The sequence below is a fragment of the Chryseobacterium sp. Leaf404 genome, from assembly GCF_001424145.1.
Taxonomy (GTDB): domain Bacteria; phylum Bacteroidota; class Bacteroidia; order Flavobacteriales; family Weeksellaceae; genus Chryseobacterium.
In genome coordinates, this window is record NZ_LMQM01000010.1 from 649,387 (window position 1) to 675,556 (window position 26,170).

20 protein-coding genes are annotated in these 26,170 nt (G+C 35.6%); 5 read left to right on the forward strand and 15 right to left on the reverse strand.

All coding sequences use genetic code 11. From position 1 onward, the window contains the following. Positions 1-31: 31 nt before the first annotated feature. The 11 genes from ASG31_RS08745 to ASG31_RS08795 form a co-directional block, all read right to left on the reverse strand. Positions 32-646, reverse strand: coding sequence for a deoxynucleoside kinase (locus ASG31_RS08745; protein WP_056030744.1), 615 nt, complete (start codon positions 644-646; stop codon positions 32-34). Positions 647-670: 24 nt separating this feature from the next. Further along, the gene (locus ASG31_RS08750; protein WP_231433727.1) at positions 671-1,498 is read right to left on the reverse strand and encodes a hypothetical protein; all 828 of its coding nucleotides are present in this window, start codon (positions 1,496-1,498) and stop codon (positions 671-673) included. Between the two features lie 154 nt (positions 1,499-1,652). After that, a complete protein-coding gene (locus ASG31_RS08755; RefSeq protein ID WP_056030749.1) occupies positions 1,653-2,678 on the reverse strand; it encodes a glutaminyl-peptide cyclotransferase in 1,026 nt (341 codons plus the stop codon). Between the two features lie 35 nt (positions 2,679-2,713). Then, positions 2,714-3,097: a VOC family protein gene (locus tag ASG31_RS08760; RefSeq protein ID WP_056030752.1), complete on the reverse strand. Its 384-nt coding sequence runs from the start codon at positions 3,095-3,097 to the stop codon at positions 2,714-2,716. Positions 3,098-3,113: 16 nt separating this feature from the next. After that, complete coding sequence (locus ASG31_RS08765) at positions 3,114-3,542, reverse strand: SRPBCC domain-containing protein (RefSeq protein ID WP_056030755.1); 429 nt, start codon at positions 3,540-3,542, stop codon at positions 3,114-3,116. A gap of 18 nt (positions 3,543-3,560) precedes the next feature. After that, entirely contained in the window at positions 3,561-5,174 is a 1,614-nt protein-coding gene (locus ASG31_RS08770; RefSeq protein WP_056030757.1) for a Na+/H+ antiporter, read from the reverse strand. A 262-nt stretch (positions 5,175-5,436) separates the two neighbouring features. Continuing rightward, positions 5,437-5,889, reverse strand: coding sequence for a VOC family protein (locus tag ASG31_RS08775; protein ID WP_056030759.1), 453 nt, complete (start codon positions 5,887-5,889; stop codon positions 5,437-5,439). A gap of 264 nt (positions 5,890-6,153) precedes the next feature. Continuing rightward, the gene (locus ASG31_RS08780; RefSeq protein WP_056030762.1) at positions 6,154-6,525 is read right to left on the reverse strand and encodes a VOC family protein; all 372 of its coding nucleotides are present in this window, start codon (positions 6,523-6,525) and stop codon (positions 6,154-6,156) included. Next, entirely contained in the window at positions 6,522-6,929 is a 408-nt protein-coding gene (locus tag ASG31_RS08785; protein WP_056030765.1) for a hypothetical protein, read from the reverse strand. The genes ASG31_RS08780 and ASG31_RS08785 overlap by 4 nt, the downstream gene beginning before the upstream one ends. Continuing rightward, on the reverse strand, positions 6,929-7,402 hold the full coding sequence (locus ASG31_RS08790) for a hypothetical protein (protein WP_231433728.1): 474 nt from the start codon (positions 7,400-7,402) through the stop codon (positions 6,929-6,931). Before ASG31_RS08790 ends, ASG31_RS08785 begins: the two co-directional genes overlap by 1 nt. 11 nt (positions 7,403-7,413) lie before the next feature. Further along, positions 7,414-7,869, reverse strand: a complete 456-nt coding sequence (locus ASG31_RS08795) for a DUF1569 domain-containing protein (RefSeq protein ID WP_056030767.1) — start codon at positions 7,867-7,869, stop codon at positions 7,414-7,416. A gap of 466 nt (positions 7,870-8,335) precedes the next feature. On the opposite strand from ASG31_RS08795, the gene ASG31_RS08800 reads away from it, so the two are divergent. After that, on the forward strand, positions 8,336-8,854 hold the full coding sequence (locus ASG31_RS08800) for a fasciclin domain-containing protein (protein WP_056031415.1): 519 nt from the start codon (positions 8,336-8,338) through the stop codon (positions 8,852-8,854). Positions 8,855-8,984: 130 nt separating this feature from the next. On the opposite strand, the gene ASG31_RS08805 is transcribed toward ASG31_RS08800, so the two are convergent. Both ASG31_RS08805 and ASG31_RS08810 read right to left on the reverse strand, forming a co-directional pair. Then, entirely contained in the window at positions 8,985-14,873 is a 5,889-nt protein-coding gene (locus ASG31_RS08805) for an alpha-2-macroglobulin family protein (protein WP_056030770.1), read from the reverse strand. Positions 14,874-14,882: 9 nt separating this feature from the next. Continuing rightward, a complete protein-coding gene (locus ASG31_RS08810) occupies positions 14,883-20,753 on the reverse strand; it encodes an alpha-2-macroglobulin family protein (protein WP_056030772.1) in 5,871 nt (1,956 codons plus the stop codon). A 106-nt stretch (positions 20,754-20,859) separates the two neighbouring features. Here ASG31_RS08810 and ASG31_RS08815 point away from each other — a divergent pair, with 106 nt between their 5' ends. From ASG31_RS08815 to ASG31_RS08830, 4 genes are read left to right on the forward strand one after another with little or no spacing between them, the layout of a single operon-like run. Then, complete coding sequence (locus tag ASG31_RS08815; RefSeq protein WP_056030774.1) at positions 20,860-21,624, forward strand: hypothetical protein; 765 nt, start codon at positions 20,860-20,862, stop codon at positions 21,622-21,624. A 56-nt stretch (positions 21,625-21,680) separates the two neighbouring features. Next, entirely contained in the window at positions 21,681-22,760 is a 1,080-nt protein-coding gene (gene recF, locus ASG31_RS08820; RefSeq protein WP_056030777.1) for a DNA replication/repair protein RecF, read from the forward strand. Further along, entirely contained in the window at positions 22,760-23,191 is a 432-nt protein-coding gene (locus ASG31_RS08825) for a hypothetical protein (protein ID WP_056030780.1), read from the forward strand. The genes recF and ASG31_RS08825 overlap by 1 nt, the downstream gene beginning before the upstream one ends. A gap of 6 nt (positions 23,192-23,197) precedes the next feature. Beyond that, on the forward strand, positions 23,198-23,494 hold the full coding sequence (locus ASG31_RS08830; RefSeq protein ID WP_056030782.1) for a DciA family protein: 297 nt from the start codon (positions 23,198-23,200) through the stop codon (positions 23,492-23,494). On the opposite strand, the gene ASG31_RS08835 is transcribed toward ASG31_RS08830, so the two are convergent. Then, positions 23,472-25,490 (reverse strand): recombinase, encoded by a 2,019-nt coding sequence (locus ASG31_RS08835; protein WP_056030785.1) that lies wholly within the window; start codon positions 25,488-25,490, stop codon positions 23,472-23,474. The genes ASG31_RS08830 and ASG31_RS08835 overlap by 23 nt on opposite strands. Positions 25,491-25,519: 29 nt before the next feature. Further along, the gene (gene mtgA / locus ASG31_RS08840) at positions 25,520-26,164 is read right to left on the reverse strand and encodes a monofunctional biosynthetic peptidoglycan transglycosylase (protein ID WP_056030790.1); all 645 of its coding nucleotides are present in this window, start codon (positions 26,162-26,164) and stop codon (positions 25,520-25,522) included. Positions 26,165-26,170: the final 6 nt, after the last annotated feature.

Consider the following 26,170-nt stretch of genomic DNA (forward strand, 5'->3'; position numbering starts at 1 on the left):
AATTTGAGATTTGATGTTTGAAATGTCGGGATTAAAACAAGCCATTGAGCTCTGCCTCAATCTTTTCAAGAATAAAGCCAAAGTCTTCGGGTTTCTCCACAAAATCAAGATCGTCTACTTCTATAATCAAGAGTTTACCCTCGGTGTATTCAGAAATCCATTTTTCGTATTTCTGATTCAGTTTAGAAAGATATTCAATGCTGATGGATGCTTCATATTCTCTGCCTCTCTTGTAAATTTTCTTCACCAGATTCGGAACGTCAGATTTCAGATAAATTAAAATATCAGGCGCAGAAACAAAAGATTTCATTAAGCTGAAAACGGATATATAATTAGCGTAATCTCTGTCAGAAAGGAGTTTCATATCATTCAGATTCTCTGCAAAAATATGGGCATCTTCATAGATCGTCCGGTCCTGAATAATATTTTTCCCACTCTCACGGATTTCTTTCACCTGTCTGAAACGGCTGCCCAGAAAATAAATCTGCAGTGCAAAACTCCATTTGCTCATGTCTGCATAGAAATCTTCCAGATAAGGGTTGTGATCAACGTCTTCAAACTGTGCGTCCCAGCCGTAATGCTTAGCGAGCATGGTCGTTAAAGTAGTTTTTCCAGCTCCGATGTTTCCTGTAACCGCAATGTGCATAGTTGTCTGTGTCTTATTTAGATTTTAGTACCCAAGATTCTCAATTTCCTCCAAAACTTTCAGAATGTCACCTTTTTCAGATTTTTCTTTTTCAAGTTCTTCAATAGCGTCTTCCAGTTCTGCTTTTTTCGCTTCTGCTTCCATTAGACGAAGCGATTCGGAGCTGTAAAGATAGAGTTTGTTGCCTTTTAGTTCAAAAAAAGCGTGACTGTTTTTTTCCACAATCTGGGTATCGGGATCTTCAAATATTGTAGTTATTTTCTGATCTGGACTGAATCTCAGAATACTGTTCTGAGTGATTATTAAAATCATCTCATTTTCTCTGCGGAAACGTTTGGGATTTACAACTTCAGCTTCAAAAAGTTTTTCAAATTTTAAAGTGAAGATTCTGAAGTGATTTTTGGTAAGAATATAAACTTTGTTTTCGAAAACCAGAAGATCGATAATATCTTCAAAACCACCGTCGTATGGGTAAGAATTGATGGTTGTATCATTCCGGAAATTGTATTGCAGAAGTCTTCTTGTGCTTTCATCTAAAAGCCAGATCTGCTGTAAATCTTCAGCATATGCATGCTTGATGTAACTGAATTTCTGTTTAAAATCTATCTTTTGTATGTCATTAAGATTTTGATCCACAAACTTCATTTCCTGTGCATTTTCAGAAAATAGCGGAATACTTAAAGGATTCTGCACACTTTGGATTTTATAAGGAACGGGAAGCATCATCTGGCCAATCTGTTTCCCCAGAGAATCATATTTGGTAAGGCTGAAATCTTTGCTTTTGTAAATGTAGAGATTGCCGTAATCGTCAGCAAAAAAATCTTTCACTTCCTTAAGTTTAAGAGTATCCAAAGGGAGACTTTTCTGCGCAGAAACCGTACAGAATAAAAACAAAAAGATGATACTAAATAACCTCAATACTATTTTACTAAGAAAGCGTTCCAAAAGGAACGCTGCCAATTTACATACTTTATTTTATTAAGCAGAGAATTACTTTCAATTTTTTCTATTTTACAGCAACCTCGTATATTTTAGACCATTTTTTACCTGTCACCACCATGTTTTCTCCTTTGAAGGCAATGCCATTCAGTACATTTTCGCTGTCGGCATCTGTGAAAGGTTTGGCTAATTTTTCGAAATCAAATTTTCCTACCACTTCACCTGTTTTAGGATCGATTTTAAGAATAATTGGTTTGTGCCAAACATTGGCGTAGATGAAACCTTTGTAATATTCAAGTTCATTAAGCTGGTCATAAACCGAACTGTTTCCTGCCACCGAAATATATCTCACAATTTTTGAAGGATCATTGGGATTAAGAAAGTACAGATTTTTAGTTCCGTCTGAAGCGATCAGATTTTTGCCGTCAAAAGTAAGTCCCCATCCTTCCACCATCATATCCGGATAAGGAAATTCGGAAAGTAATTTCAGGGTATTTTTTTCGTAGACCAAACCTTTTTTGTTCTGCCACGTCAGCTGGTAAATTTTGTCTCCTGCAATGGTACTGCCCTCAGAAAAAATGTCGGCGGGCTGCTTATTTTCCTTCATTGGAAGCGTATCTCCTATTTTATATGTAATTAATCTGGAAGACCCGTACTGCCCTTCACTTTCGTAAATCGTAATGCCATCCAGCTGAAAACCCTGTACAAAATTTGCCGGATTATGAGGATATTCTGCTACCACATCATACTTTAAAACCTGCTCAGGACTTTTGCTGTACACATTAATAGTAGCATCCTGATTCAGCATTTCGCCACTTTTGGTTTTGATATTAAACGTCACCGCGTTGTCCCCCAGTGTAAAATATTTGGGATCTACCACTAAATTTTCTGTTTCTTTATCTCCAAAACTGATGGTGATGCTTTCAGCCATATCTAAAACATCCTGAGGCAGATTGAGTTTATCACCAAAATGATAACCTTTCGCCTCCATAGAATTGTTATAGTCTGCAAGATTGTTCATCACTTTTTCGTCATCTTTACAAGACACGATCATCAAGAGTGCTGCAAAACCTGCTATGATTTTATTTTTCATATTCTGTTTAAAAAATTCCTCAAAAATAACAAAATTTATGGCTCTTTGCTAATTTTGGTAATATTCTCTCCGAATTGGAGTATGTAACCGTTGTTGTCATAGACTGCAAACTCACGCATTCCCCATTCAAAAGTTTCTATTTCGTAGCAAACATCAGCTTTTTCCTTTAGATCTAACCATAAACCTTCCACATCATCTACATTAAAATAAAATGATCCGGAAAAACCAATGTTGTTAAATTTAGAATGGTCATTTTTCTCCGAGATCATGAGAACTACATTGTCTTTCTGTAACGAAGCCCATTTCCACTCAGCATTTTTTTCATTTAAAATAAATCCTAAAATTTCGGTGTAAAATGATATGCTTTCTGCGAGGTGATCTGTCCAAAGAATTGGTTTGAGATTATTGAATTTTGACATTTCGATTCATATTAAATTATTTCTCCAGAAAAGGTTTCAGGCTGTGATTCAATATTCCGCGCCAGCCTTCTGCAAAGCTTTTCCGGGAAAAATTATAGCCTAAATCACCGAATTTTTCGGTTTCGGAATGGATTACTTTTACTGATGTTTCTCCGTTTTCAAGCTCGTCAATCTCCCAGGTTACAGTACTTACCGCAGTTGAAAAATCTGGATACGTCCAGGTAAATGAAAGTTTCTTTTCTGGAATTACTTCCAAAACTTCGCTTCTGTGACGGTATTTTTTGTGATCTTCAGGTTCATAAAAATCAAAGACAGTTCCTACAAAAGGCTGGAAATTCTGAATATCAAAATACCATGCTTTGATTTCGTTTTTATCTGTGAGTGCCTGCCAGACTTTAGCTGCGGAGACTTTAATATTGGTTTTAATTTCAATCGGACTGCTCATATTTTGTTAATATTAAAATTAAGTGTGTGCAAAACCAGTAATTTTCGCTTCATCAAAATCCAGCTGCATTTCTATTGTACGCATTACGTGATCGTCAAAAATTTTCTCACGTTTCATGCGGTGAAGTTCGTTACGCTGCGCCTGGATCACCTGTCTCAAAACATTTTTATTTTCATTCATTGCCGTAACATAATCTTCTGTTGAAGCCATACACTGTGCTTTGTCTGCCATCATCATCATTTCGTTTTCCAGCTTGTGAATCTGATGTTTTACCATACTGTTTTTCTCTGAAAGTTCAGAAAAATCGTTATTCAGTTTTTGAAGAGCGGTTTCTTTCAGTTTTTTCATCAGGATTACTTCCTGCTTCTCTTCAGGCAGTTCGCTTCCTGCATCTTCTATTTTAAGCCATTTTAAAACGGGCGAAAGCAGTAAACCCTGCCCTACTAAGGTAATTAAAATGATCACAAAAGTTACGAATAATATTATATTTCTGTGCGGAAAAGGTTCACCCGGACTGATATACACCGGAATTGAAAGTGCCGCAGCCAGGGAAACCACGCCCCGCATCGCCGCAAAACTGATTATAAAAGGCTCTTTCCAGTCTGGTTTTGGATTTTCCTTCCGTAATTTTTCAGAAAAAAGCCTTGGAATGTATACGATGGCGTAACTGTACGCCAGTCTCGTAACGATAATGGCTCCGCCAATAACGATGCTGTAGAAAATACCTTCAGAAATGGTATAATCTTTCATAGATTCAATTACAACTGGAAGTTCAAGACCAATTAAAATAAAAATTACTGTATTCATTAAAAATATAACGACGCTCCATACATTTCCGGTTTGAATTCTCGAGGTGTGGCTCAGATAACAGTGTGAATTATAAGACATTAAAAGCCCACCTGCAACCACCGCCAAAACTCCTGAAAAATGAAAATGCTCGGCAGCAACGTACATTACATAAGGAACAATAAGTGTGATTACCGTATCAATATTAGAATTGGAGGGGATCATTCTTAAAAATTTACCAAAAACCAGCCCGCCCGCAATTCCTACGGCTACTCCACCAATTGCCATGGTAAAGAAATCCTGAACGGCATCGCGGAAGATAAACTGTCCTGAGATGACGGCAGCCAAAGCAAATTTAAAGACAATTAAACTGGAAGCATCATTAATTAAACTTTCCCCTTCCAAAACGGTAGTGATCTTTTTCGGAATTTTCATATTCCTTAAAATTGAAGTTGCGGCAACCGCATCGGGAGGAGAATTTACACCACCCAAGAGAAATCCCATCGCCACTGTAAGCCCTGGAATGATGGATGAAGAAAGGTATGCAACCACGATGGAGGTGAGAAAAACCAAGCCAAATGCCATCGAAAAAATCTGCTTACGCCACTTGTGAAAATCCTGCCAGGAGGTAAACCAGGCCGCTTCAAATAAGATTGGAGGAAGGAAAATCAGGAAGACCAAATCCGGCTCAATCTCAATTTGCGGCATTCCCGGAACGAAACTTACCAGCAGACCGGCAATTACGAGAAATATGGGATAGGCAACTTTGAGCTTCTGGCCTATCATCACCAAAATCATTACAGAAAGTAATACGGCTATGGAAATTATAACGTAAGTGTGAATCATGATTAATTTAATTTTTGGAATGAAAAATGAGCAAGCAAAAGATAATTAATTATTTCTATCAATCAGACAAAATCAATACTAAAAATCAATTACAGACACAAAGTCAATTTTTTTTAAAAAAATGATGTTACCAGAAAAATTTCTTAAAAAAATATCACCGCCAAGAAGTCAATATGTCAGTTATGGTAAAAAACTATTCTGAACTGCAGGTTTAAAAAAGAAACCGCCAGAAAAAACTGACGGTTTAAATTGAGATAAAATCTTAGGGATGCTGCTGCATTTTCGCAGGATCATCATAATTGACCATCCAGTTGATACCAAACTGATCTGTAAGCATTCCGAAGTAAGCGCCCCAGAATGTATCTGCCATTTTCATTGTCATGTTACCGCCCTGTTTGCCAAGTTTTTCATAGATTCTGTCTGCTTCCTCACGGGATTCTGCGTTTACGGAGATCGCAAAATTGTTTCCTACAGTGATTTTGTCGGCATATTCACCGCCTGCATCACTTCCCATCAGAACGGTTTCCTGGGAAATCGGCATGCTGACGTGCATAATTTTGTTTTTGTCTTCTTCAGACATTTCCATTCCTTTCTGTGGAGGCATTTCACCAAAAGTTCCCATGTAAGGAATTTCTTTTTCGAAAACATCCTGATAAAATTCGAATGCCTGTCTGCAATTACCATTAAAGGTAAGATAAACGTTTACCTGTGCCATTTTATTTGAAATTTAAAATTTGAGATTTGAGTTACGTGATTCGGGGTGCGAGATTCGAGTTACAGAATACGGGTTACGGGATTCGGGTTACGGAGTGCGAGCTTCCAGTTACGAGTTTCGGGGTGCGTGATTCGGGTTTTGCGATTTGTGATGCGGGTTTTATTCATCAGACATCACTCATCATTCATCATAAATCATTAATCACTCATCACTTATCATTCATCACCCATCATTCATCAATTATTGCTTATTACCCATCTCTCATTACCTATGTTGATCGATGAGAATCATATTTCCATCGGGGTCTTTGAGGAATATGTGTTCGGGGCCGGTGGTGGATTCGTCGGCAGATTTTTCCAGTTCTACTCCACTTTTATTCAGTTCTTTCTGAATGGCTCTCACGTCATCAAACTCTTCCAGATTCTGAGCATTTTCGTCCCAACCTGGGTTGAAGGTAAGCATATTTCCGTCGAACATTGCCTGAAAAAGGCCAATAAGTGTACTGCCGTTTTTCATGATGAGATAATTATTTTCCATACTTCCGCCCATTGAGCTGAAGCCTAATTTTTCGTAAAATTCTTTTGATTTAGCTAAATCTTTTACGCTGAGGCTTAATGAAAATACTCCCAGTTTCATATCTTGGTTTTATTTAAAGCCACTTTATATCCTGCGAAAACAACAGATGGCGCTAAAATCCCTGAAATCCACATCCATGTGGGTGTAGGCAGCATTGTAAAATTCCAGATGATGGCTGATAGCAGAAGTACTCCACAGATCATCGCGTAATATTGTTTTCCGTCTTTGGCAATTTTTGTAGAAACGAAACCGGCAGCAAACGCTCCAATTACATATCCGGCAATAATCATCAGCAACGCATCAACGGGGAGACTTTCAATATATCTGCTGAACGCTTCCCGGTTTTCGTAAGTTACGCCTTTTGGCAGCGGATAATGAAAATGATTAATGGCTTCCATCAAAAATATGATCAGATTACCTGTAATCATTCCTCCAATTACTGCAAATATTTTTCTGATCATCATTAACGGTTTTTGAGTCTTGTTTTAAAAGTCATGGTTTTATCATAACTTACCCAATCTCCTATCAATTCAATATATTGATTTTCAATCTGATCCTTCTCTTTATTCCATTTAAAAGTGTAGATAAATCTTCCTTTAAATACTCCGGAATGCTTGCCTTTATTTTCTTCTGAAAGGTCATATTCGCCGAAGACCGTGCTCTTCTTACCGGAGTTTTTATACTTGGTAATTTTTATTTTACCTTCAAATTTTGCATACACCTTATCCACCAGAGAATATCCTGAAATAAAGTATTCCTGATCGTTTTTCCTGTCCTGATCGGAGGTATTAATTTTAAGTTTTAAAACTTCACCTTCTTTACCGATGGTACCCTCATAAGGTTTGCTGTTGTTGAGCCATACTGTTGAAATATTCGGCATCTGCGCAAAGCTGAAAGCGGAAAAGAATATGAGTAGAAACAATAATTTTTTCATCATAAGAAAGTTTTTTAAACTCCAAACTGAGCGAGGTGATGATTGAGGTGTTTTGCAAACATATTGTTCCATTCATGGGATTTCAGTTTCCCGAAAGAGAATGATTCTTTGCCTTCAAATGCGTCCTGACCAAGCTGTTGTGTCTTTTGTATAAAACCAATCAGTCTCTTTTTTTCTTCGTGAAAATTTCTTCTGTTTGAAATCAGAAACTGAGGCGCCGTAGGAGAATCTCTTGGATAAGCTTTTTCGCTGACTACTTTTGGTTTTACAAACTGTTTCAGTATAAATTTTGCAATTGCTCCCGGTTTTTTGTGTTTTTCGGGCTCGTAAACCATCTCATAAGTTACGCAGCAGTGCGCCAACATTTGATCTACGGTCATTCTGCCCCACATACCGTGTGTGTCTTCGATGAGATTATTGATTCTATTGATGTAATTCTGAGCGTCTTTTGCGTCGAAAACGTTTTCCATTGTTTGATTAATTGTAGAAAAGCAAATATAATTATTCTGTTACAATTTATTTAAGAGCCCGTATAAATATTTCATCAAAATTATTTTGCAAACTCTTTATTCTCTTCAGCAGGCTTAGGTAAATTATCTTAGGATGAAATAGAAGTAGTTTTAACAAAGTTTTCAAGTCATTTTTTAACCTAATCACGAAATTATATTTTATAAGGCAGATCCTCAATCTGATTGATACAGTATGATGACTTCCAGAGATATTTTAATAATTTAATAATTTATTCTCACTTCAAAATCTGATTTTAGATATCTATCGTATATAGAATCGTAACATTAAAAAAATATTATTATGAAAATCCAAAAGTTAATTGTAGGTGCTCTGTTTGCATCATTACTAGTGTCAACAAGCTGTAAAAAAAATGAAACCGCTGAAACAAACTCGGTGGAACAGCCTGCTGTGACAGATTCTACATCTATGAACGACTCTGCAAGTATGGCAAAACCAGCGGAAGAAACGAAAATGGTGGGAGGTGCAGAAATGTATCCATCCAAAAATATTGTTGAAAATGCAGTAAATTCTAAAGATCATACAACATTGGTAGCAGCTGTAAAAGCAGCAGGATTGGTTGAGACTTTATCCGGTGCAGGTCCTTTCACTGTTTTTGCTCCTACCAACGCGGCATTTGATATGCTACCTAAAGAGGCCGTTTCTAATCTTATGAAGCCTGAGAATAAAAAAGCATTAGCTGGCGTACTTACTTATCATGTAGTTTCGGGCAAAGTTTCTGCAGCAGATTTGATGAATAAGATTAAAGAAGGTAACGGCAAAGCCGTTTTGACTACTGTTGCAGGCGGAAAACTTACTGCATGGGAAAAAGATGGTAAAGTTTATCTTACAGATGAAAAAGGTGGGGAAGCGATGGTGAGCATTGCAGACGTCAATCAGTCCAACGGGGTGATTCATGTGATCGACCATGTTCTGATGCCAAAATAATTGCATTGATTATTGTAAAGAAAGCTTATTTTCACAAAAACCCTTGCAAAATTTCAAATCTTAAATTCAATTAAAAATCGCTTCCAATTTTTGGAAGCGATTTCTTTTTTATTGATATTTTTTTTTAATATTACTCTTTTATTTCCACAGTAATCCCCTTTGTATTTGAATTCATCTGCGGTGCATAATAATTCTGAACTGTGGTAATTCCGTTGGAGAAAACTCCGGATGCATTGCAAATCAAATCATATTCAAAAACATATTTTCCTTTCGGCATTGACTGAATGTAGAAGTTTGTGGAAGCGTCTTTTGTCGACTGATAATATCCCAAACTGTTTTTCCACTGATAGCCCGAAATGACACTTATAGGCTCAAAACCTGCCGCTCTCATGTCTTTAATCTGGATAAATTCCATTGCGCGGTCTGTGTTTAAAATCATTCTTACAGTTACCTTATCTCCCACTTTTAAAAGCGTTTCGGATGTGATATTTTTCAGTTCTTCGCCGTTGACCGTTTTTACTTTTTTGTAGAGTTCTTTTGTAACGGAAAGGTAATTTTCAGAAGATTTAATTTTATCTAAATCTTCATAATACTGCCAGAATAATCCGCCCTGAACGATTCCCGCACCTGGTTTTGTAATGGTTACAGTTGCTAATTTTTTATCGACAAAGTCTGTTTTTATCGAAGATTTCACATAACCTGTTGCCTGAGTTTCTGGTTTTAATTCTTTCCCGCCCCAAATAATGGTTGCTTTATCGCTGTCTGATGAAGTCCATGATTTTCCTGAATTTAAAATCGTGAAAATTGCTTCTGCAGTTCCTCTGGAGCTTCCCCACGAGTTCACTTCTTTTTGAGTAATCAGCCAGATTTTCATTTCTTCAATAAATTTCTGGTCGGTTGGTTTTAATGTACTGAAAGCTTCCAACACACCTGCGTGATTCACCACTTTTGAGCTGAACCAGCCCCAGTCATTCAGATTCTGTTTCCAGTAAACACCTTGATTTTTAGAATCGACTGAGGTTTCCTTTAAATAATTTAATAATTTTTCTGAAACATCTTTCAAACCGTAATCACTCATCAAAATTGCTGCACGATGCAGTCCGAAGAATGTAAAATCTGTGATTTTTGCGGTTTTGGCTTTTTCTTTTACCAAAGATTTTAACGTTGCAGATTTTCCGGTTAAAAGATATTCTTTTTCCCAGTAATTTCTGGCATTCAAATAATCCAACGTCCAGTTTGTCCACACATTTTCCTTTTCCACGTCATATTTTCCAACTTCCTGATCGACATATTGTACCAGTTTATTAACTAAATCTTTCTGTTCTGAATTTTGATAATCTTTCACATTATCTTTCAGCCAAAGATTGATTTTACCTAAATTTCTTAAAATGTAAAGCGAAGTAGAATACGAACTCGGATAACCCTGATACCACGAAAAACCACCATCCGGATTCTGCAGTTTTTTCAAATCATCCCAATCCTGACTGATTGAATTTTTCATCGTGTTGGCATCAAAAAGCAAAGCTAATTTCTGCATATGTTCAGTCTCATTTTTACTTTCCAGAACCCACGGAGTTTCATCCAGCAAGGTCTGTTTCAGTTCCTGATTTTTTTCAAGATTTGAATTTAATAATCCTTTGTTTTGATATTCTTCAAAAACAGTTTTCAGTTTTGGATTTGCTTTAAAAATTTCCGAAGCTAAAACGTCTGCAAACCATTTATTAAATACAACATCCGCAGAATTGTTCTGATCATTTTTAAGGCTTGGCAATGCAAACATGATTTCCCAAATCGGACTTGTCGTCAGTTCTAAAGTATTGGAAACATTTGAAATTGTAATTGAACTGTTATTTTTAAGATTTTCGATCTCAAAAGTTTTGGTTTCGCCTTCTTTTACGAATACAGGAACAGCTTCTGTGACAAGCATTCTGTTTGGTAAAACTGCAACTGCTTTTTGCTCACCATCAGAATAATTTCCGGCCTTCGCAACGACTTTGAGAATAATCGATGAAACATTTTTTGGAACAAGAACTTTCCATGTTAATGCAGAATTTCCCTTTTCCTTTAAATCAAAATTCTGAATACTTGATTTTAAACCAAATTTATCAGAAATATCTTCATTGGTAAAAGCGTCTAAGATTTGGAGTTGAGCCGTTCCGTTTAGTTTTTTATCAGTAAGATTTGAGAGTTTAGATTGCAAGTTTAATTCATCACCTTCTCTCAAAAATCTCGGATAATTCGGTGTAACTGAAAATTCTTTCTGTGTAACGACTTGTTTTTCCAAGGTTGCCGCTCTTGCATCTTTTGTGTGAGCCAAAAACATTAATTTCCATTTGGTTAATGCCTCCGGAGAAGTAAATTTAAAGCTTACATTTCCGTCTTTGTCTGTTTTTAAATCTGGGTAGAAGAAGGCAGTTTCGTTGAGATTTTGGCGAACGGGAACTTTATTTGAAAGCGTTTCACTCAATTGTGTAGGATCGATGACATCTGTGTATTCAATCTTTTCTTCTTTTGAAAGCTGTCTTCCAGAATTGAGAATTTCTACCGCTGCATCATCCATTCTCAAGCTCTGTAAGCGCACCTCTTGTGGTGCAGCTGCAATTTTGTGATTTACCCTTGCATCTCCAGCCAAATATCCCTGATTAGAAGTTGGCTCCTCATCCTGATAATCTAAATCTTCATCTAAAGAATAATTTAGCCAGTTTAATTCAGGAATTCCAATGCTTTTTACTCTTAAATATTTATAATTTTTTTCATAATATCCCTGCTGAAGACTGTTTTGTATAGAATAATTTTTAAAATCATCATAAGATATTTTTAAAGTATTCCAATCGAATTTATTGACATTGAACTGATCCAAAGACATATCATACATATTCGCAAGCACTTCCGCGTTTACTTTTTCCTGATCATTTCCTGAAACTTTTACTATCCATTTTTCTTTGGAATTCGGTTCTATTTTATCTCTGAAAGTTACCGTTTCAATCGTCATATTGTTTGACTGATCAACCACGTTATAATTAACAGTTTTGGTTTGTACATCATTGAAAGATACCAGCTGAAAAGTAATATTTAAATTTGAAATCTTATCATTTAAAGATGCCGTAACAGGGAATTTTAAAACTCCATTTTTAAACTGGTGAACCGAGCTCACAACCGAATTTACTCCATCCTGAAAAAACACATTCACAGACGCATCCGGAATCGAAGAATAAACATAAATTTCTGAAGTTTCCCCTCGATTCAACTCTGTTTTTGGCTGAACAATTTCAAGGAAAATATTTTGCTCTTTACCAACATATTTTTTACTGAAAACAGAAAAATTCTGCTTTGTTCTTATCGTGTCTTTTCCTTCGATATTAAATAACTCAAGTTCATAATTTCCTGTTTCAAGTTTGCCTAAACTTAGATCCTGTGAAGCTTCGACTTCGCTTTGTGAAACAGTTTTACTTAACATAATCGACTGAGGTTTTGGACTGTCTTCATCATCAATTTTATCAAAACGGTCGTGCGGAAATTTGTTTATAAATTCTGCCTTGGAATACTGCGGCAAATTCTGAGTATAATCTTCAAAATTACTTCTGAAAATTCTTTCAGGAGATTTCAGTTTTGAAAGTTTTATCTGATACGATTTTTTAAGATTCTGTTCGTTGTAATTTTTAGTTTCAACTTTCAGTTTTACATTTTCATCGTCAAAAACATTTTTTATATCATCAGCTTTGATGTAGTGTGAGACAGAAGCTACCTTCAAATTTGTATTTGCAGACTGAGTTTCGCCGTTGATATCAGTAACAGAAGCATTCACGGCAAAATTATCGATTTGGATTCCATCAATTTTGTCGTCTTTTTTTAAATCAACTCTTATAGTAAATTCGCCTTTATCATCCGTTTTAACGTCTCCCAAAATTGAATTTTCGTTATCATAATCATGTGGAAACCAAGGGAAATATTTCCATCTGATGTTCTGTTTTTTGATTTCGTAATTTACTGTTGTATTGCTTAATGCAACTCCGGAAAACATCATCGTTTTACCTTTTAATTCAAGCGTTTCTCCGTATTTGTATTCTGTTTTTACAGGTTCGAATGTGACTTCAAACTTGGGTCTTTTGTATTCTTCAACCTGAATATATTTGTTCCATTCTGCAAAACCCTCAGTTTTAATTCTGAAAGAGCCATTAAGTTTACCTTTGGGCAAAATAAAGCTTCCATGATAAGAACCAAATTCATTTGTTGTAAATTCCTGAGAAGTTATTTCCTGATTATTTGCATCAACCAAACTAATTTTCTGTTTCGTATTTGAAGCTACAGATTCTTTATCATTCACAATCTGGGTGCTGATTACTTTAAAATAAACCGTTTGACCAGGTCTGTAGATCGCTCTGTCGGTAAAAATCTGTGCTTTCTTTGCATTTCTTTCCTGAATATATTGATTTCTATCGTGCCCGTAAACACTCATCATTTGGAAACTGTTAGTTTTTGGCTGGGTGATCAGATATCTTCTGTAAAATTCTTTATTTTCGGATAATGGAAATTTAAAAATCCCGTTTTTATCAGTCAAAAGCTTCGTTTCAGATAATTTTTTATCACCTGAGAATTCATAAATGATAAGATTTTCTTCGCCTACAACATTACCATTTTCACTGTTTACCAATTTCAAAAGATTCTGTAAATCTCCCTCATCAGATTTTGTCTGATAAAGAATTTTGTTTTCTGAAACGAAAAAATAAAAATGCTGATATTTAAGACTTTCTTTATCGTTTTCAACTACAAATTCTGCAATATAAATTCCTGCAGGCAGAGGTTTTATTTCGAGTGAAGTTCTGTGAGTCTTGTAATCTTTAGGATTATTCAGTTTAAATTCATCCTTTCTTACCAATGTTTTTTTTATTCCGTCTAATGAATTTTTGTTTTTGTATGAGAAAAACTCATTTACGTTTTGAGGTTTATAAATATTGAGACTGAAATTTTCTACATTTTTAAATTCCGCAGAAAAATGGATCGGCACATTGGGCTGCGTCTGGTCTTCATAAATTATTTCAAGAGAAGGATTTACAATTCGGTTTTCGATATTTTTAAGGTTATTTAAAAAAGACGATTCAGGAAATTCCTTTTTAGCTTTTTCAATTGCTGCAAGCGCGTCTTTTTCCTTATCTTCCAAAGTCAGAGTTTGAGCAATATCTTCGTAAATCAAAACTTTGTAATCTCCTTCCACAGGAGAATTTGCTAATTTGTAAAGCTGCTCCACCTTATTTTTGCAGTCGGTATTTACACAATCCTGAACGATCTTATCATGAGAAAAATACAGTTTTGAATTTCCTGTATTTACAGCAATTAATTCATCCAAAATTTTACTGATCTCAATTTTATTTTCAGCCAATTCGTTTGGTGTGAAAAAATTGAGATTTTTAAGAAAATTAATCTTTTCCAAAGCATACCAGTCGTATAAAGTCGGGAAAAATTCAATAGACGAAGTATTATAAAAGACTTTCTTATACTTCGAAAAATCAATCTTTTTTAATTCAGCTTTCATCTGATCCAACTCCTGATGCGATTTGGAAATATAGTTTTTAAAATCAAGTTTAGACCAGGTTTCAATTGAAGAAACATCCTGTTGATTGATATTGGTTTGGTCGTTAATCTTCCAGATATTGTGAATGTAATATTCGTGTAAAAAATTGGAAACTAAAATTTTAAAGAAAAGCCTGTCATCTCCCTTCAACTGCTGTTCAGTAGCTCTTATTTTCGCAAAAAATTTTGAATCCAAATCATTTTCTTCACTGTGGGAGATTTCGAAGATGATTGCATATTCTGATCTCAGAGCTTTTATCAGTTCAATCGTTTTATTTTCTTTCATTGCGCGTGTCTGTATTTCTGTAATGATGGGAAGATTGCTTTTAAACTTCCCTGCATTCGAGTTTTCCTGAACTTTTTTCCATTGGGTATCGTAATAATTCTGAGCCTGAATTTGATTGAAAATCCCAATAAACAGAAGAATCAGGATGAGTTTGATGCTTTTCATATTTGATGTTTAGTTTTTAATTTCAAGTTTATCGCCTTTTGTGCGGGCATTCATTTGAGGTGCATAATAATTCTGAAGCGTTGCAAACCCGCTGGAGAAACTGCCTGCTGCATTACAAACGAGATCGTACTCAAAAACGTATTTTCCTTTCGGCATATAGTAAATATAAAAATTGGTTGAAGCATCTTTTGTTGCCTGATAATAACCTAAATTATTTTTGTACTGATACCCCGAAAGCACGTCTACAGGCTCCAATCCCGCAGCTCTCATATCTTTCAGATGAACATATTGCATCGGTCTGTCGGAGTTCAAAATCATTCTTACAGTAAGGCGGTCTCCCACATTCAACGGACTGTTTTCTGTGATTTTAAGCAGTTCTTCGCCATTCGTGGTTTTTACTTTTTTGTAAAATTCTCTCGTCATCGAAATATAGGTTTCGGTAGATTTTGCATTGTTGATATCTTCATAATATTGCCAGAACAAACCGCCCTGAACAATTCCCGGACCTGGTTTGGATACCGTAACCTGACCCAATTTGGGATCAATTTTATCTGAATTGAAGGTCTGTTTCAGGAAGCCTGTGGTTTTGGTTTGAGAATTAACTTCTTTTCCTCCCCAGATCACCGTTGCTTTATCAGCTTCTGGAGTTGTCCACGATTTGCCGGAATTCATCATGATGTAAATAATTTCCGCAGTCGTTCTTGAGTTCCCCCATGAATTGGTTTCTTTTTGTGTAGCCAGCCATATTTTTGATTCTTCGATAAAATCAATGTCATTCGGTGCAATTTTGGCCAAAGCTTCGATGGCTCCGGCATGATTTACAGCCTTGGATTCGTACCAACCCCAGTCGTTGAGATTTTTCTTCCAGTAAGCACCTTGTGTTTCAGATGAAACTGAAGTTTCCTTTAAATAATTAATCAGTTTTTTGCAGGTATCTTTCAATCCGTAATTATCGTAAATCAGAGCTGCACGGTGAACACCGTAAAACGTTAGATCTGTTACTTTAAACTTATCTGCTCGGTCGATGATCATTTGTTTTAATCTTAAACCTTTCCCCGAAATCGGATATTCTTTTTCCCAATAACGTCTCGTATCTAAATAATCTAATGCAAAATTGCTCCACGGATTGTCTTTTTCTTCACTCCAGTATCTTTCCAGTTGAGAATCGATGTAGCCGATCAGTCGTCCAACCATCGATTGCTGTCCACCCGGTTGGTATTCTCCAATCCCATCTTTCAGCCAGACATTCATCTTACCTAAATTTTTAAGAATGTATAATGAATTGCTGTACGAACTTTCGTAGCCCGGAAGCCACGGAAAACCGCCATCGCCGTTTTGGTAACGCAATAAGATACTCCAGTCTTTGGCAATAGAATTTTTCATCTGATTGACCTCGAAAAGTCGGGCAACTCTGTTCATCGTTTCTGTTTCTGACTGAGATTGCAGAACCCAAGGCGTTTCTTCAAGTAAAACCTGCTTAAGTTCCTGATTTTTTTCAAGATTGCTTTTCAGCAAATCAGCGCTTTTGTATTCATCAAAAACCGCTTTCATTCTCGGATTGGCTTTAAATATTTCTGTACCAACCACATCTGCAAACCAGGTATTGAACCAGTCATCCGAACTGATGTTTAAGTATTCACTCAAATCCGGCAAGGCAAAAATAATTTCCCAGATCGGATTGGTTTTCAGTTCCAAAGTATTTCTCACATTTTCTGCCGTTCCTGTGGTATAATTAGTAAGATTTTCCAAGGTAAAAGTTTTGGTCTGACCTTCTTTCACGAAAATCGGAACTGCGTCTGTTAACAACATTCTGTTAGACAATACCGCGACTGGAATCTGCTCTCCATCAGAAAAATCACCTGCTTTTGCAACGACTTTTATGATGATGGAATTTACTTTGTTGTAAGGCGTTTGAATTTTCCAGCTCGCTACAGCATTTCCTGTATTCTGAACTTTAAAATCCTGAACTGAACCCGTAATTCCAAATAAAGATGTGATATCTTCATTGGTTTCGGCATTTAAAATCTGAAGTGAAACCTTTCCATCCAAAGACTTATCGGTAAGATTAGAAATTTTAGTCTGGAAAGAAAGTTCGTCTCCTTCTCTCAAAAACCGTGGATAATTCGGAGTTACCGAAAGTTTTTTCTGAGTGATAATATCCTTCTCCAAAACGGCATTTCTGTCGTCTTTTGTGTGGGCAAGAAACATTAATTTCCATTTGGTTAAAGCTTCGGGAGTGGTAAATTCAAAACTTACATTCCCCTGAGCATCGGTTTTCAGATGAGGATAGAAAAATGCAGTTTCATTAAGATTCTGTCTCGCATTTACTTTATCAAGATCTTCATCTTTTACATGTGGTGGTGGCGCATCGTCTTTATCTAAAACACCGTCTGCATCTTTATCAGCGAAACGGCCCTTGGATTTTTGAGCAGAAGAAACTTCCGCCGCCATCATAGCCTTTGGCTTAGGGCATCCGTTATAACTTTCCAATCCTGGAACTGATGGGCAGGCATCTTTCATATCATCGATTCCGTCGCCATCTGTATCTGTAGTCAAACCGTATTTTAACAGTAATTCATAAAATACATTTTCATCAAACCATTTGAGTTGCGGCAGATTAATTTGCTTGGTTTCAAGATATTTAACCTGTTGATACCAGTACAGTTGTGACGGATAAATCTCAACATTAAAATCTTTGAAAACGTTTGTCGGCCTGTAAATTTTCGTCCATGAATATTTATTGGGAACAAATTTATCCAGCGATTTATCATACATATTCGCTAAAACTTCAGCAACAACCTTTTCCTTCTCTCTGCCTAAAATTTTGATGCTCCATTTTTCTTTTGAATTGGGTTCCAGTTTATCTTTGAACGTCGTCAATTCAATTTTCAGAGGTGGATCTTCATTTTTGATGTTGAGATTGATGTATTCATTTTGAACATCGTTGTACTGAGCCAGAACGAACTGAATATTATATTTTTCAATATTCTTATCTGAAGAAATTGTGAGTGGATAAACCAAAATTCCGTTAGAGAATTTACTTGTTTCCATTTTTGGAGCTCCGAAACCATCCTGAACATAAATATTAACTTCAGCATCAGGAATTGCAGAATAAGCATAAATCGTCACTTTCGAACCTCTTTTAACCTCATTTTTAGGTCCGATAATTTTTAAAAAAGGAAACTGATTTTTGCCAAGAAGGTTCTTATCCCAAACGCTGAAATCCTGTTCGGTCTTTATTGAATCTTTGCCTTCAATATTGTAAATCAAAAGTCTGTAATCTCCTGCATCAAGTTTTTCGAAATTGAGCTCTTTTCCGTTTTTTGTTTCGTCTATAACTGTTTTTAAAACTTTCCAGTATTTCTGGTCGTCAGATTTATCATATCGATCATGCGGGAATTTGCTTAAAAACTCATCTCTTCCCATTTTCGGAAGGTTTTGAATATTGTTTTTAAAATTATTTCTTAAAATTCTTTCCGGTTGTTTCAGCTGTACCAATTTAACTTTATAGCTTTTATCCAAAGCAATATCATTGTAATTAAAACTTTCTACCTTTATTTTAAGATCTTCATTTGCAGACGCTTCAGAAACAGGATTTGTTTTTAAATAATGGGAAACTGAAGCCACTTTTACATTCGTTTCGGCACTTTGTGTTTCGCCGTTCAAGTCGGTAACGGTTGAATTGACCTTATAATTATGAACCTGAATTCCTTTTACATTTTCATCTTTTTTCAGGTCAATTTTAATGGTAAATTCTCCCTTTTCATTGGTTTCAACCTTTCCTAAAACTGAATTTTCGTTGCTGAATTCTGCAGGATACCACCAGAAGTAACGGTTTCGGATATTTTCTCTTTTAATATCAAAATTCACCATTGTTTTGCTGAGAGGAACTCCTGAAAAGGTGGTTACTTTTCCTTTCAATTCAATGGTTTGACCATATTTGTATTCACTTCTGATGGTGTCAAAAACGATCTCGAATTTAGGACGTTTGTATTCTTCAACAGAAAAATATTTCTGGTTTGCATAATTACCATTGGAGACATTGAGAGAAAATTTCCCATTCAAACGGTCTTTTGGAATCTCAAAACTTCCGCTGTAAGAACCGAAATTATTGGTTTTAAATTTCTGAGAAGAAATTTTCTGATGATTGGTATCGTACAAAATAACCTCATGATCCTGATTCAGCAAAAGAACATCTTTGCGCTTTTCAAAATCAGGCGTTGTTGCAATTACTTTAAACTGAACAGTCTGACCCGGACGGTAAATCTCTCTGTCAAGAAAAACCTGAAACAGATCGTAAGGATACCTACTGTCACGATCCCATTCGTATTCTGAATTTAAAATATTAAAATCTCCCGAAACAGCATCATAAATTAAATAGGGGTACTCACGGTGATAACCTTTAACTGAAGGAAATCTGGCAAAATTATCGGTCTGGATCAAAACTTCTGCTTCACTTGTATTCTTATAATCCGTGAAAGCATATTTGTGAAGTTTTGTATTAATTTTTCTCTTCCCCGTTTCTCTTTCAACCAAAATGTAATCTTTCTTTTCATCATAAATTACCCTTGAAGAAGTTGAAACAAACAGAAATTTGGAAACATCGCCACCATTGATGTATTCTCCGATGTAAAGGCCTTTCGGAAGCCCTTTCATTTCCAATGAGGTTGAATAGTTTTTGTAATCTTTTTGATTGGGAAGCTCAAAAATATCAGTTCTTACTAAGGTTTTATCGATCTTTTTATAATATTCTGCATAATCAAGACCTTGCAAGTAGAGCAACTGATTTTTAAAATCGTTGACCTTATAAATTTTTATTTCAAAACGGTCTGCATTTTTATGTGAAGCCACAAGATGGACCGGCATTTCGGGAATATTGTGTTCTTCATAAAAAATCTGAACTACAGGACTTTTGATGTTATTTTCCAGATAATCAAGATTGCTCAGAAGCTTTGAGCCGGGATATTCAGATTTCATTTTTTCAATCCAGCGGATGGCTTCTTTAAATTCAGACTTTTGCTGCAATACTTCTGCAATATTTTTGACAATCAGAATTTTGTAATCTCCTTTTTCTGAGGAGTTGACAAGATTGATCTGTTTTTGCAGGAACTCATCATCATTTTTAATACCGTTTTCAAACAATAAAAGCTGGTGCTGAAAATATAGCTTTGCATTTCCCTGGTTAAAACTGATCAGATTCTGATAAAGATTTCTGATCTGCAAACGGTTTTCCACAAGTTCATCCTTAGTGAAAATAAACTGATTATTCAGAAAATCAATGTTTTTCTTCAGTTTCCAGTCGTACAGAGTTGGATAATAATCGTAGTCTGTATTTTCGCCAAGCGCTTCTTTATAAGATTCAAGTTTTACTTTTTTGAGTTGATTATCGAGTGCTGAAAGTTCTGCAAACTTTTGGGTATAATGTTTTTTATAGTCTAGTTTTGTCCATGTTTCAATTTCAGAAATTTTTCCTTCTCCTGTATTGGTTCGTTGCTGAATCTCATACCTTGTACGGTTGAAATACTCTTCAAAAAATTCAATTTCAAGGATTTTAAAAAACAAAAAATCATTTTTTTTCAGCTTGCGTTCTGTTTCTTTAATTTTCGCAAAAAATGCCGATGCGTAATCGTTTTTAGTATCGTCGTGCGTTTCTTTGTAAATACCAAATTCTGCTTTTAAAGATCTTACAGTTTCGGACGCGTTTTTATCTTTAATGGCTTTGTTCTGAACTTCTAAAATCAAAGGCAGGGAAGATTTGAATTCTCCGTTTCTGTACCCTTCGGCAATCTTTTTCCACTGCACGTCATAGTAGATTTGCGCAGAAGAGAAAGTTGCAAGCAATAGAAATAATACTGAAAGACATTTGTGTATGGTTTTCATATGTAGATTTTATTGTTTTAATTTGTCATATGTTATCGCCATAATTTCATTGTAATTTGCTTGCAATCCTGTTACTGGCGATTTCATAGATCTTATTTTTGTATGAATGAATGCTTTAAAATTACTGAAAAAATACGTCATCCACAGTCAAATATTTGTCTCATTGATGGGAACTTTTTTTGCAGTTTTTTTTATGCTGGAGCGGCAAACCTTCCGTTGGCCTACAGTTGCGCTGATTTTCATCACTTATTTCAGCGGCTATCTGTATACAAAGTATCAGAAAACAGAGCATTTTCCAAAGATTTTGATTTTAAACTTTCTTGCAGGAATTATTTCGGCAGTTTTAATTATTTTAAATCATAATGAAATACGCTTGCTGAAATGGTTTGTGATTGTTGTACTTGGATTGCTTTATAATTCTTTTTTTCTAGAAACTTACATTAGGAAAATCCCTTTACTGAAAGTGTTTTACGTAGGTTTGGTCTGGGGTTTAATGAACTGCTGGCTTACGCTGCCGGAATTCAGCTTACCCATTTTTATTATAAGTTTTCTGTTTATCACTGCATTGGTTCTGCCCTTTGACATTCGGGATATGAAAAGCGATACCGTACAGACTTTCCCGAAAATTATCGGTGTGCAGAATACAAAATATTTAGCTTATTTTCTTGTTTTTACGGCAACTGTTGTGGGATCATTATATTTAAAACAAAACTTTTCTGTAAGCTTTTTCCTCACCACATTTATCACCTTTGTATTTATTTTTTACGCAGAAAATACAAAGAGTGAATCTTACTTTTCATTCTGGGTGGAATTGTGCTCCGGCCTGCCGCTTTTGTTTTTAATTCTGTACGAAAAGCTTTATCTTTACTGAAATTTTGGAACACAAAATCCTCCGCGACTTCAGATCTCCCTAAGAGTTTTCAAAAAATGACCATCAACAGACTTACTCTCTATAATTTTAAAAATCATGCAGAGCAGCACTTTGCTCTTTCCCCGCAAATCAACTGTTTTGTAGGAAATAACGGTGTTGGAAAAACCAATATTCTGGATGCACTCCACTATCTTTCTGTAGGCAAAAGTTTCCTCGGGAACAGCGATTTAAACAACATTCTTGATGCAGAAGATTTCTTTACAATAGAAGCAGAAATTCAAAATGAAGATTCTCAGGATATTATTAAAATTCTTCAACCCAGAGAAGCCAAAAAAGTCATTAAAAAAAACGACAAAAGCTACGAGAGAATGGCTGATCACGTGGGTTATTTACCAAGTGTGATGATTTCTCCTTACGACTCAAATTTAATTTCAGACTCGGGGGAAAGCCGCAGAAAGTTTCTGGATTCGATGATTTCACAAACCGATTCTTCCTATCTTTTTGATTTAATCCAATACCAAAAAACCGTTCAGCAAAGAAATGCCCTCTTAAAATATTTCGCCAAAAACAGAACGTGGGACAAAGACTCTTTGGAGATTTATGATGATCCTATCGTAAAATCCGGAACAAAAATTTTTGAAAAAAGAAAAGAATTTGTTGAACAACTCTATCCCATTGTTCAAAACTTTTATAAAATTATTTCCGGCGGTAAAGAAACTGTTTCCGTAAAATACGAATCGCATCTGCTTGACGCGTCATTTGAAAATTTATTAAAGGAAAGCTTAGACCGCGACAGAATGCTGACTTACACGTCCAAAGGCATTCACAAAGATGACTTGCTGTTTGAGATGAATTCAGTTTTGATTAAAAAAATCGGCTCACAGGGACAGCAAAAATCGTTTCTGATTTCGTTAAAACTGGCTCAGATGAGTTTGATTAAGGAATTGACAGGAAAGACACCAATACTTTTACTCGATGATATTTTTGATAAACTGGATGACAACCGTGTTTCGCAATTAATTGAGCTAGTTAATCAGGAAAACTTCGGGCAGATTTTCATTACAGATACGCACCGTGAACGTACGGAAAATGTAGTGAAAAGAATTAATGAGGAAAGTGTTATTTTTGAGATTTAATGAGAAATTTTAAAAACATATTATCAATTTTTATTTCAGCAATATGCGTGATAAGTTGCGGAATTGAAACTGATGATAAAGATGAGATTTATTACCTTTGGACAAATGCTGAACTCCCGAAAGATGTACTGACAATAAACGGTAAATATTGGGAATCTGGACATTTTACTAAGGAGTACGAAGTTTACATTCATTTGAAACCAACTGTGAAATGGTGGAATGAATTTAAAAAAGTGAATGAATTGGATTCTGCTAAATCAAATTTTTCAGAAGATATTATTTTAAAGTTAAAACCAAATTATAACCGGGCTATAAATTTACCAGAATGGTTTAAACCTAATAAAAATTCTACTTTTTATCAAAAAAAAGATTCTGAATTTTATTGGAACGAAAAAACTAAAGATTTATTTATTCACGAAATTCAATTGTAAAAACGGATGAAAAGAAATAAAAAACGTGAATTTCAATCCTCAGAACTGGTGAAATCTTTTGCCAGAATTCATGGTTTTGAAGATAAACTGGTCGCTTTTGAGATTAAATATTTTCTGGAAGATTATCTTGATGAAGCTTTATTTAATGAAATTAAATCAGTAAATCTTGAAGACAAAATTATTATCATCAAAGTAAATTCTCCGATTCTGAAGCACGATTTTCAGATGCGAAAAAGCTTTTTTCTAAAGAAATTTCAGGAGAAATTCGGGGAAGAAAAATTTAATGATCTTCAGATTTTGTAATTACACTGCTTTTCATCATATCACTTGATTTTCTGTCGTAAGCAGACCTCATCGGTATAAAAAAGCTCAGAGGGCGTCTTAGAAAATATCTCCAGATTTCTCCGTAAATATCTCTTACCTCACCCAGATTCAATTTTCGGGAACGGAACGCCAAGAACATCGAAAGACTGAAACTTACAGCAAAATTAAAGAACCCTATAAGTGCCACAGTAACCAGTGAAATACAGAATGTGTAGGTGTCTATTGAAAAATCTTTACCATAAAGCCCAAGTGCAAAATTCCCTGCAGCAAATGTGATGTGGCGGATATCCAGATCAAGCCCGAAGAACAGACCGATTGGTGCCGTAGCTCCCAAAAAAACACCAAACCAGAAATTGGATACTATTCCTGCCCAGTTTTTAGCATAATATTTTGAGAGGCTTTTGGCAAATCCTGCCCCGAACCATCTTTTGATAGAGATATTTTTTGCAATCCTGTCTGGTATCTGATAGAAAACTGAATTATTGGCAATATTCCCCGCAATAATCCCGGAGATAAAAAGGTAAAAACCTGCAATACAGGCATGCAGAATCGCTTTCGACTGAAATGGATCTAAATCTTTCAACAGCTTATCTGATCTTTCAACAGCAAGATTTTGCGAGAAAAAAACATCGAGACCATAAATGATTGCCATTGCAATAGGAAAGGAAAGCAGAACATTTCCCACAAATGCGATAAACTGACTTCTGAAAAGTTTTGAAACCAAATCTGCAAATTCTGTATAATTCTGCTTAGAATTTCCCTGCTCAGAAAGCACCTTCGTCATCGTAGCGGCTGTCATTGCGGGCTGTTTGGTTGCCAGCGTGAAGCTCATCAGATAAATCATCACAAATCCCATTGCGTAGTTTACTGAGTATAAAAAAGCATGAAAAAAATCGCTGCCCGGCATAAAACCGTATAACATTTTCAAAACACAGAGCGCACCTACTATGATCCCACCACCACTGGCTTTGTAAAACATACTCATATACTGTTTCCGGTTTGCAGTGATGTAATGAGTGCCTGTTTCAGCGGTATGATTGGTAATTAGATGCGAAAGTAATCTTGTGCTGTCATTAAAAAGTTCAGCAATATTATTTTTATGAGATTTATATGATACTATATTGAAAATCAACTGCTTGGATTTCAAAAGATAATCTTTTTCAGAATCAATAACCAACAGGTTTACAATATCATAAATTCTGGTGGTCTGCTGTCTGATTTTCAGCAGTGACTGGTTGATTTTGCCTGAAATTCCGTATTTGGAAGAGTTTTTAAACGAAATATTAACGAAATCAAGACACTGTTCGATATAGATTTTAATCTGCTTGTATCTGCTGTCCTTCGATGAAAGCTGTAGTTTGGGATTGACCTTAAACTCCTCTGCGAGGGCTTCCAGTTCATTTTGAAGTGCCAAAAAAGGATTATCAAAATTTCTGTATTCGGGAGCCATTCTCACGACGTCAACCTCCAGTGCCATCCCTGTAACGCGCCATGACAGGATATTCATAGAAAAAATAAGCTCGCTCTTAACCTTCTCGCTATTGATAAAATCTGAAATATTAAGAATCTGAAGAAACTCATTCAGTTCATTTTCCGGAATATTATGAAAGTACTGAAGATCTTTTGCCGGCCTGATGCTGATATTGTCGATCAGATACCAAACTGTCTGCTCATGCTCTACAGAAGGCAGAATTTTATTTAAAGCCCGCTTCCTGAGTTCTGAGAAAAAAGAGTTTTCAGAGAGAATATTGGCTTCTGTGAGTGATAAATTGAAAGGTCTTTGCGCAAAAATATGGTGCAGATATCTGGAAAAATGAAGCTTTTGGTCTTCGTGAGATTTCAGGTAATCTAAAACATCTTTAAAATCAGACTTACGGACACCTTCCAGAAACTCGGCCAGAGGTTCCAGCGAATGCGTTTCGTTTTCAAAAGAAAAGTACTTGGAAAGAACGGTTTTAAAATTTTTACTGTTCAAAAGACTGTTTTTTTATCAGAAAGAGTAAATTATTTTAAACTTACGTGGTTCATCTGCCTCATAATCCACCGGTGTTTTTTGTTGAGATAGACAGATGGATTTTTGGGATCGTATTTTTTGGGATTTGGTAAGACTGCGGCTATCCACGCGGCTTCAGACTGATTAAGATCTTTAGAGGATTTACCGAAATAATATTTACTTGCAGCTTCAATTCCAAATACACCGCGCCCCATTTCAATGGAATTCAGATACCTTTCCAAAATGATATCCTTAGACCAAACTTTCTCAATAACAAACGTATAAGCAGCTTCAAAACCCTTTCTTATCCAGCTTCTGCCCTGCCAAAGGAAAATATTTTTTGCTGTCTGCTGAGAAATGGTACTTCCTCCACGCACTTTTTTTCCCTGTTCATTGTTTTTATAGGCCTTTTCAATAGCTGTATAATCAAAACCATTGTGTGTGAAAAATTTCTGATCTTCGGATGCAATAACGGCTTTTTTCACATTGGATCCCATATCTTCATAAGAAATATAGTCTCTGTTCAGTTTTCCGTACTGTATTAGACCGCCAATCTGCGTAAGGGTAATCGGTGGATTAAAAAATCTTCCCCAAATGATGAAAAATACATTCAGAAGAAGTATGATAAAAATAAATTGTTTGATTTTTTTCCACATAAGCTC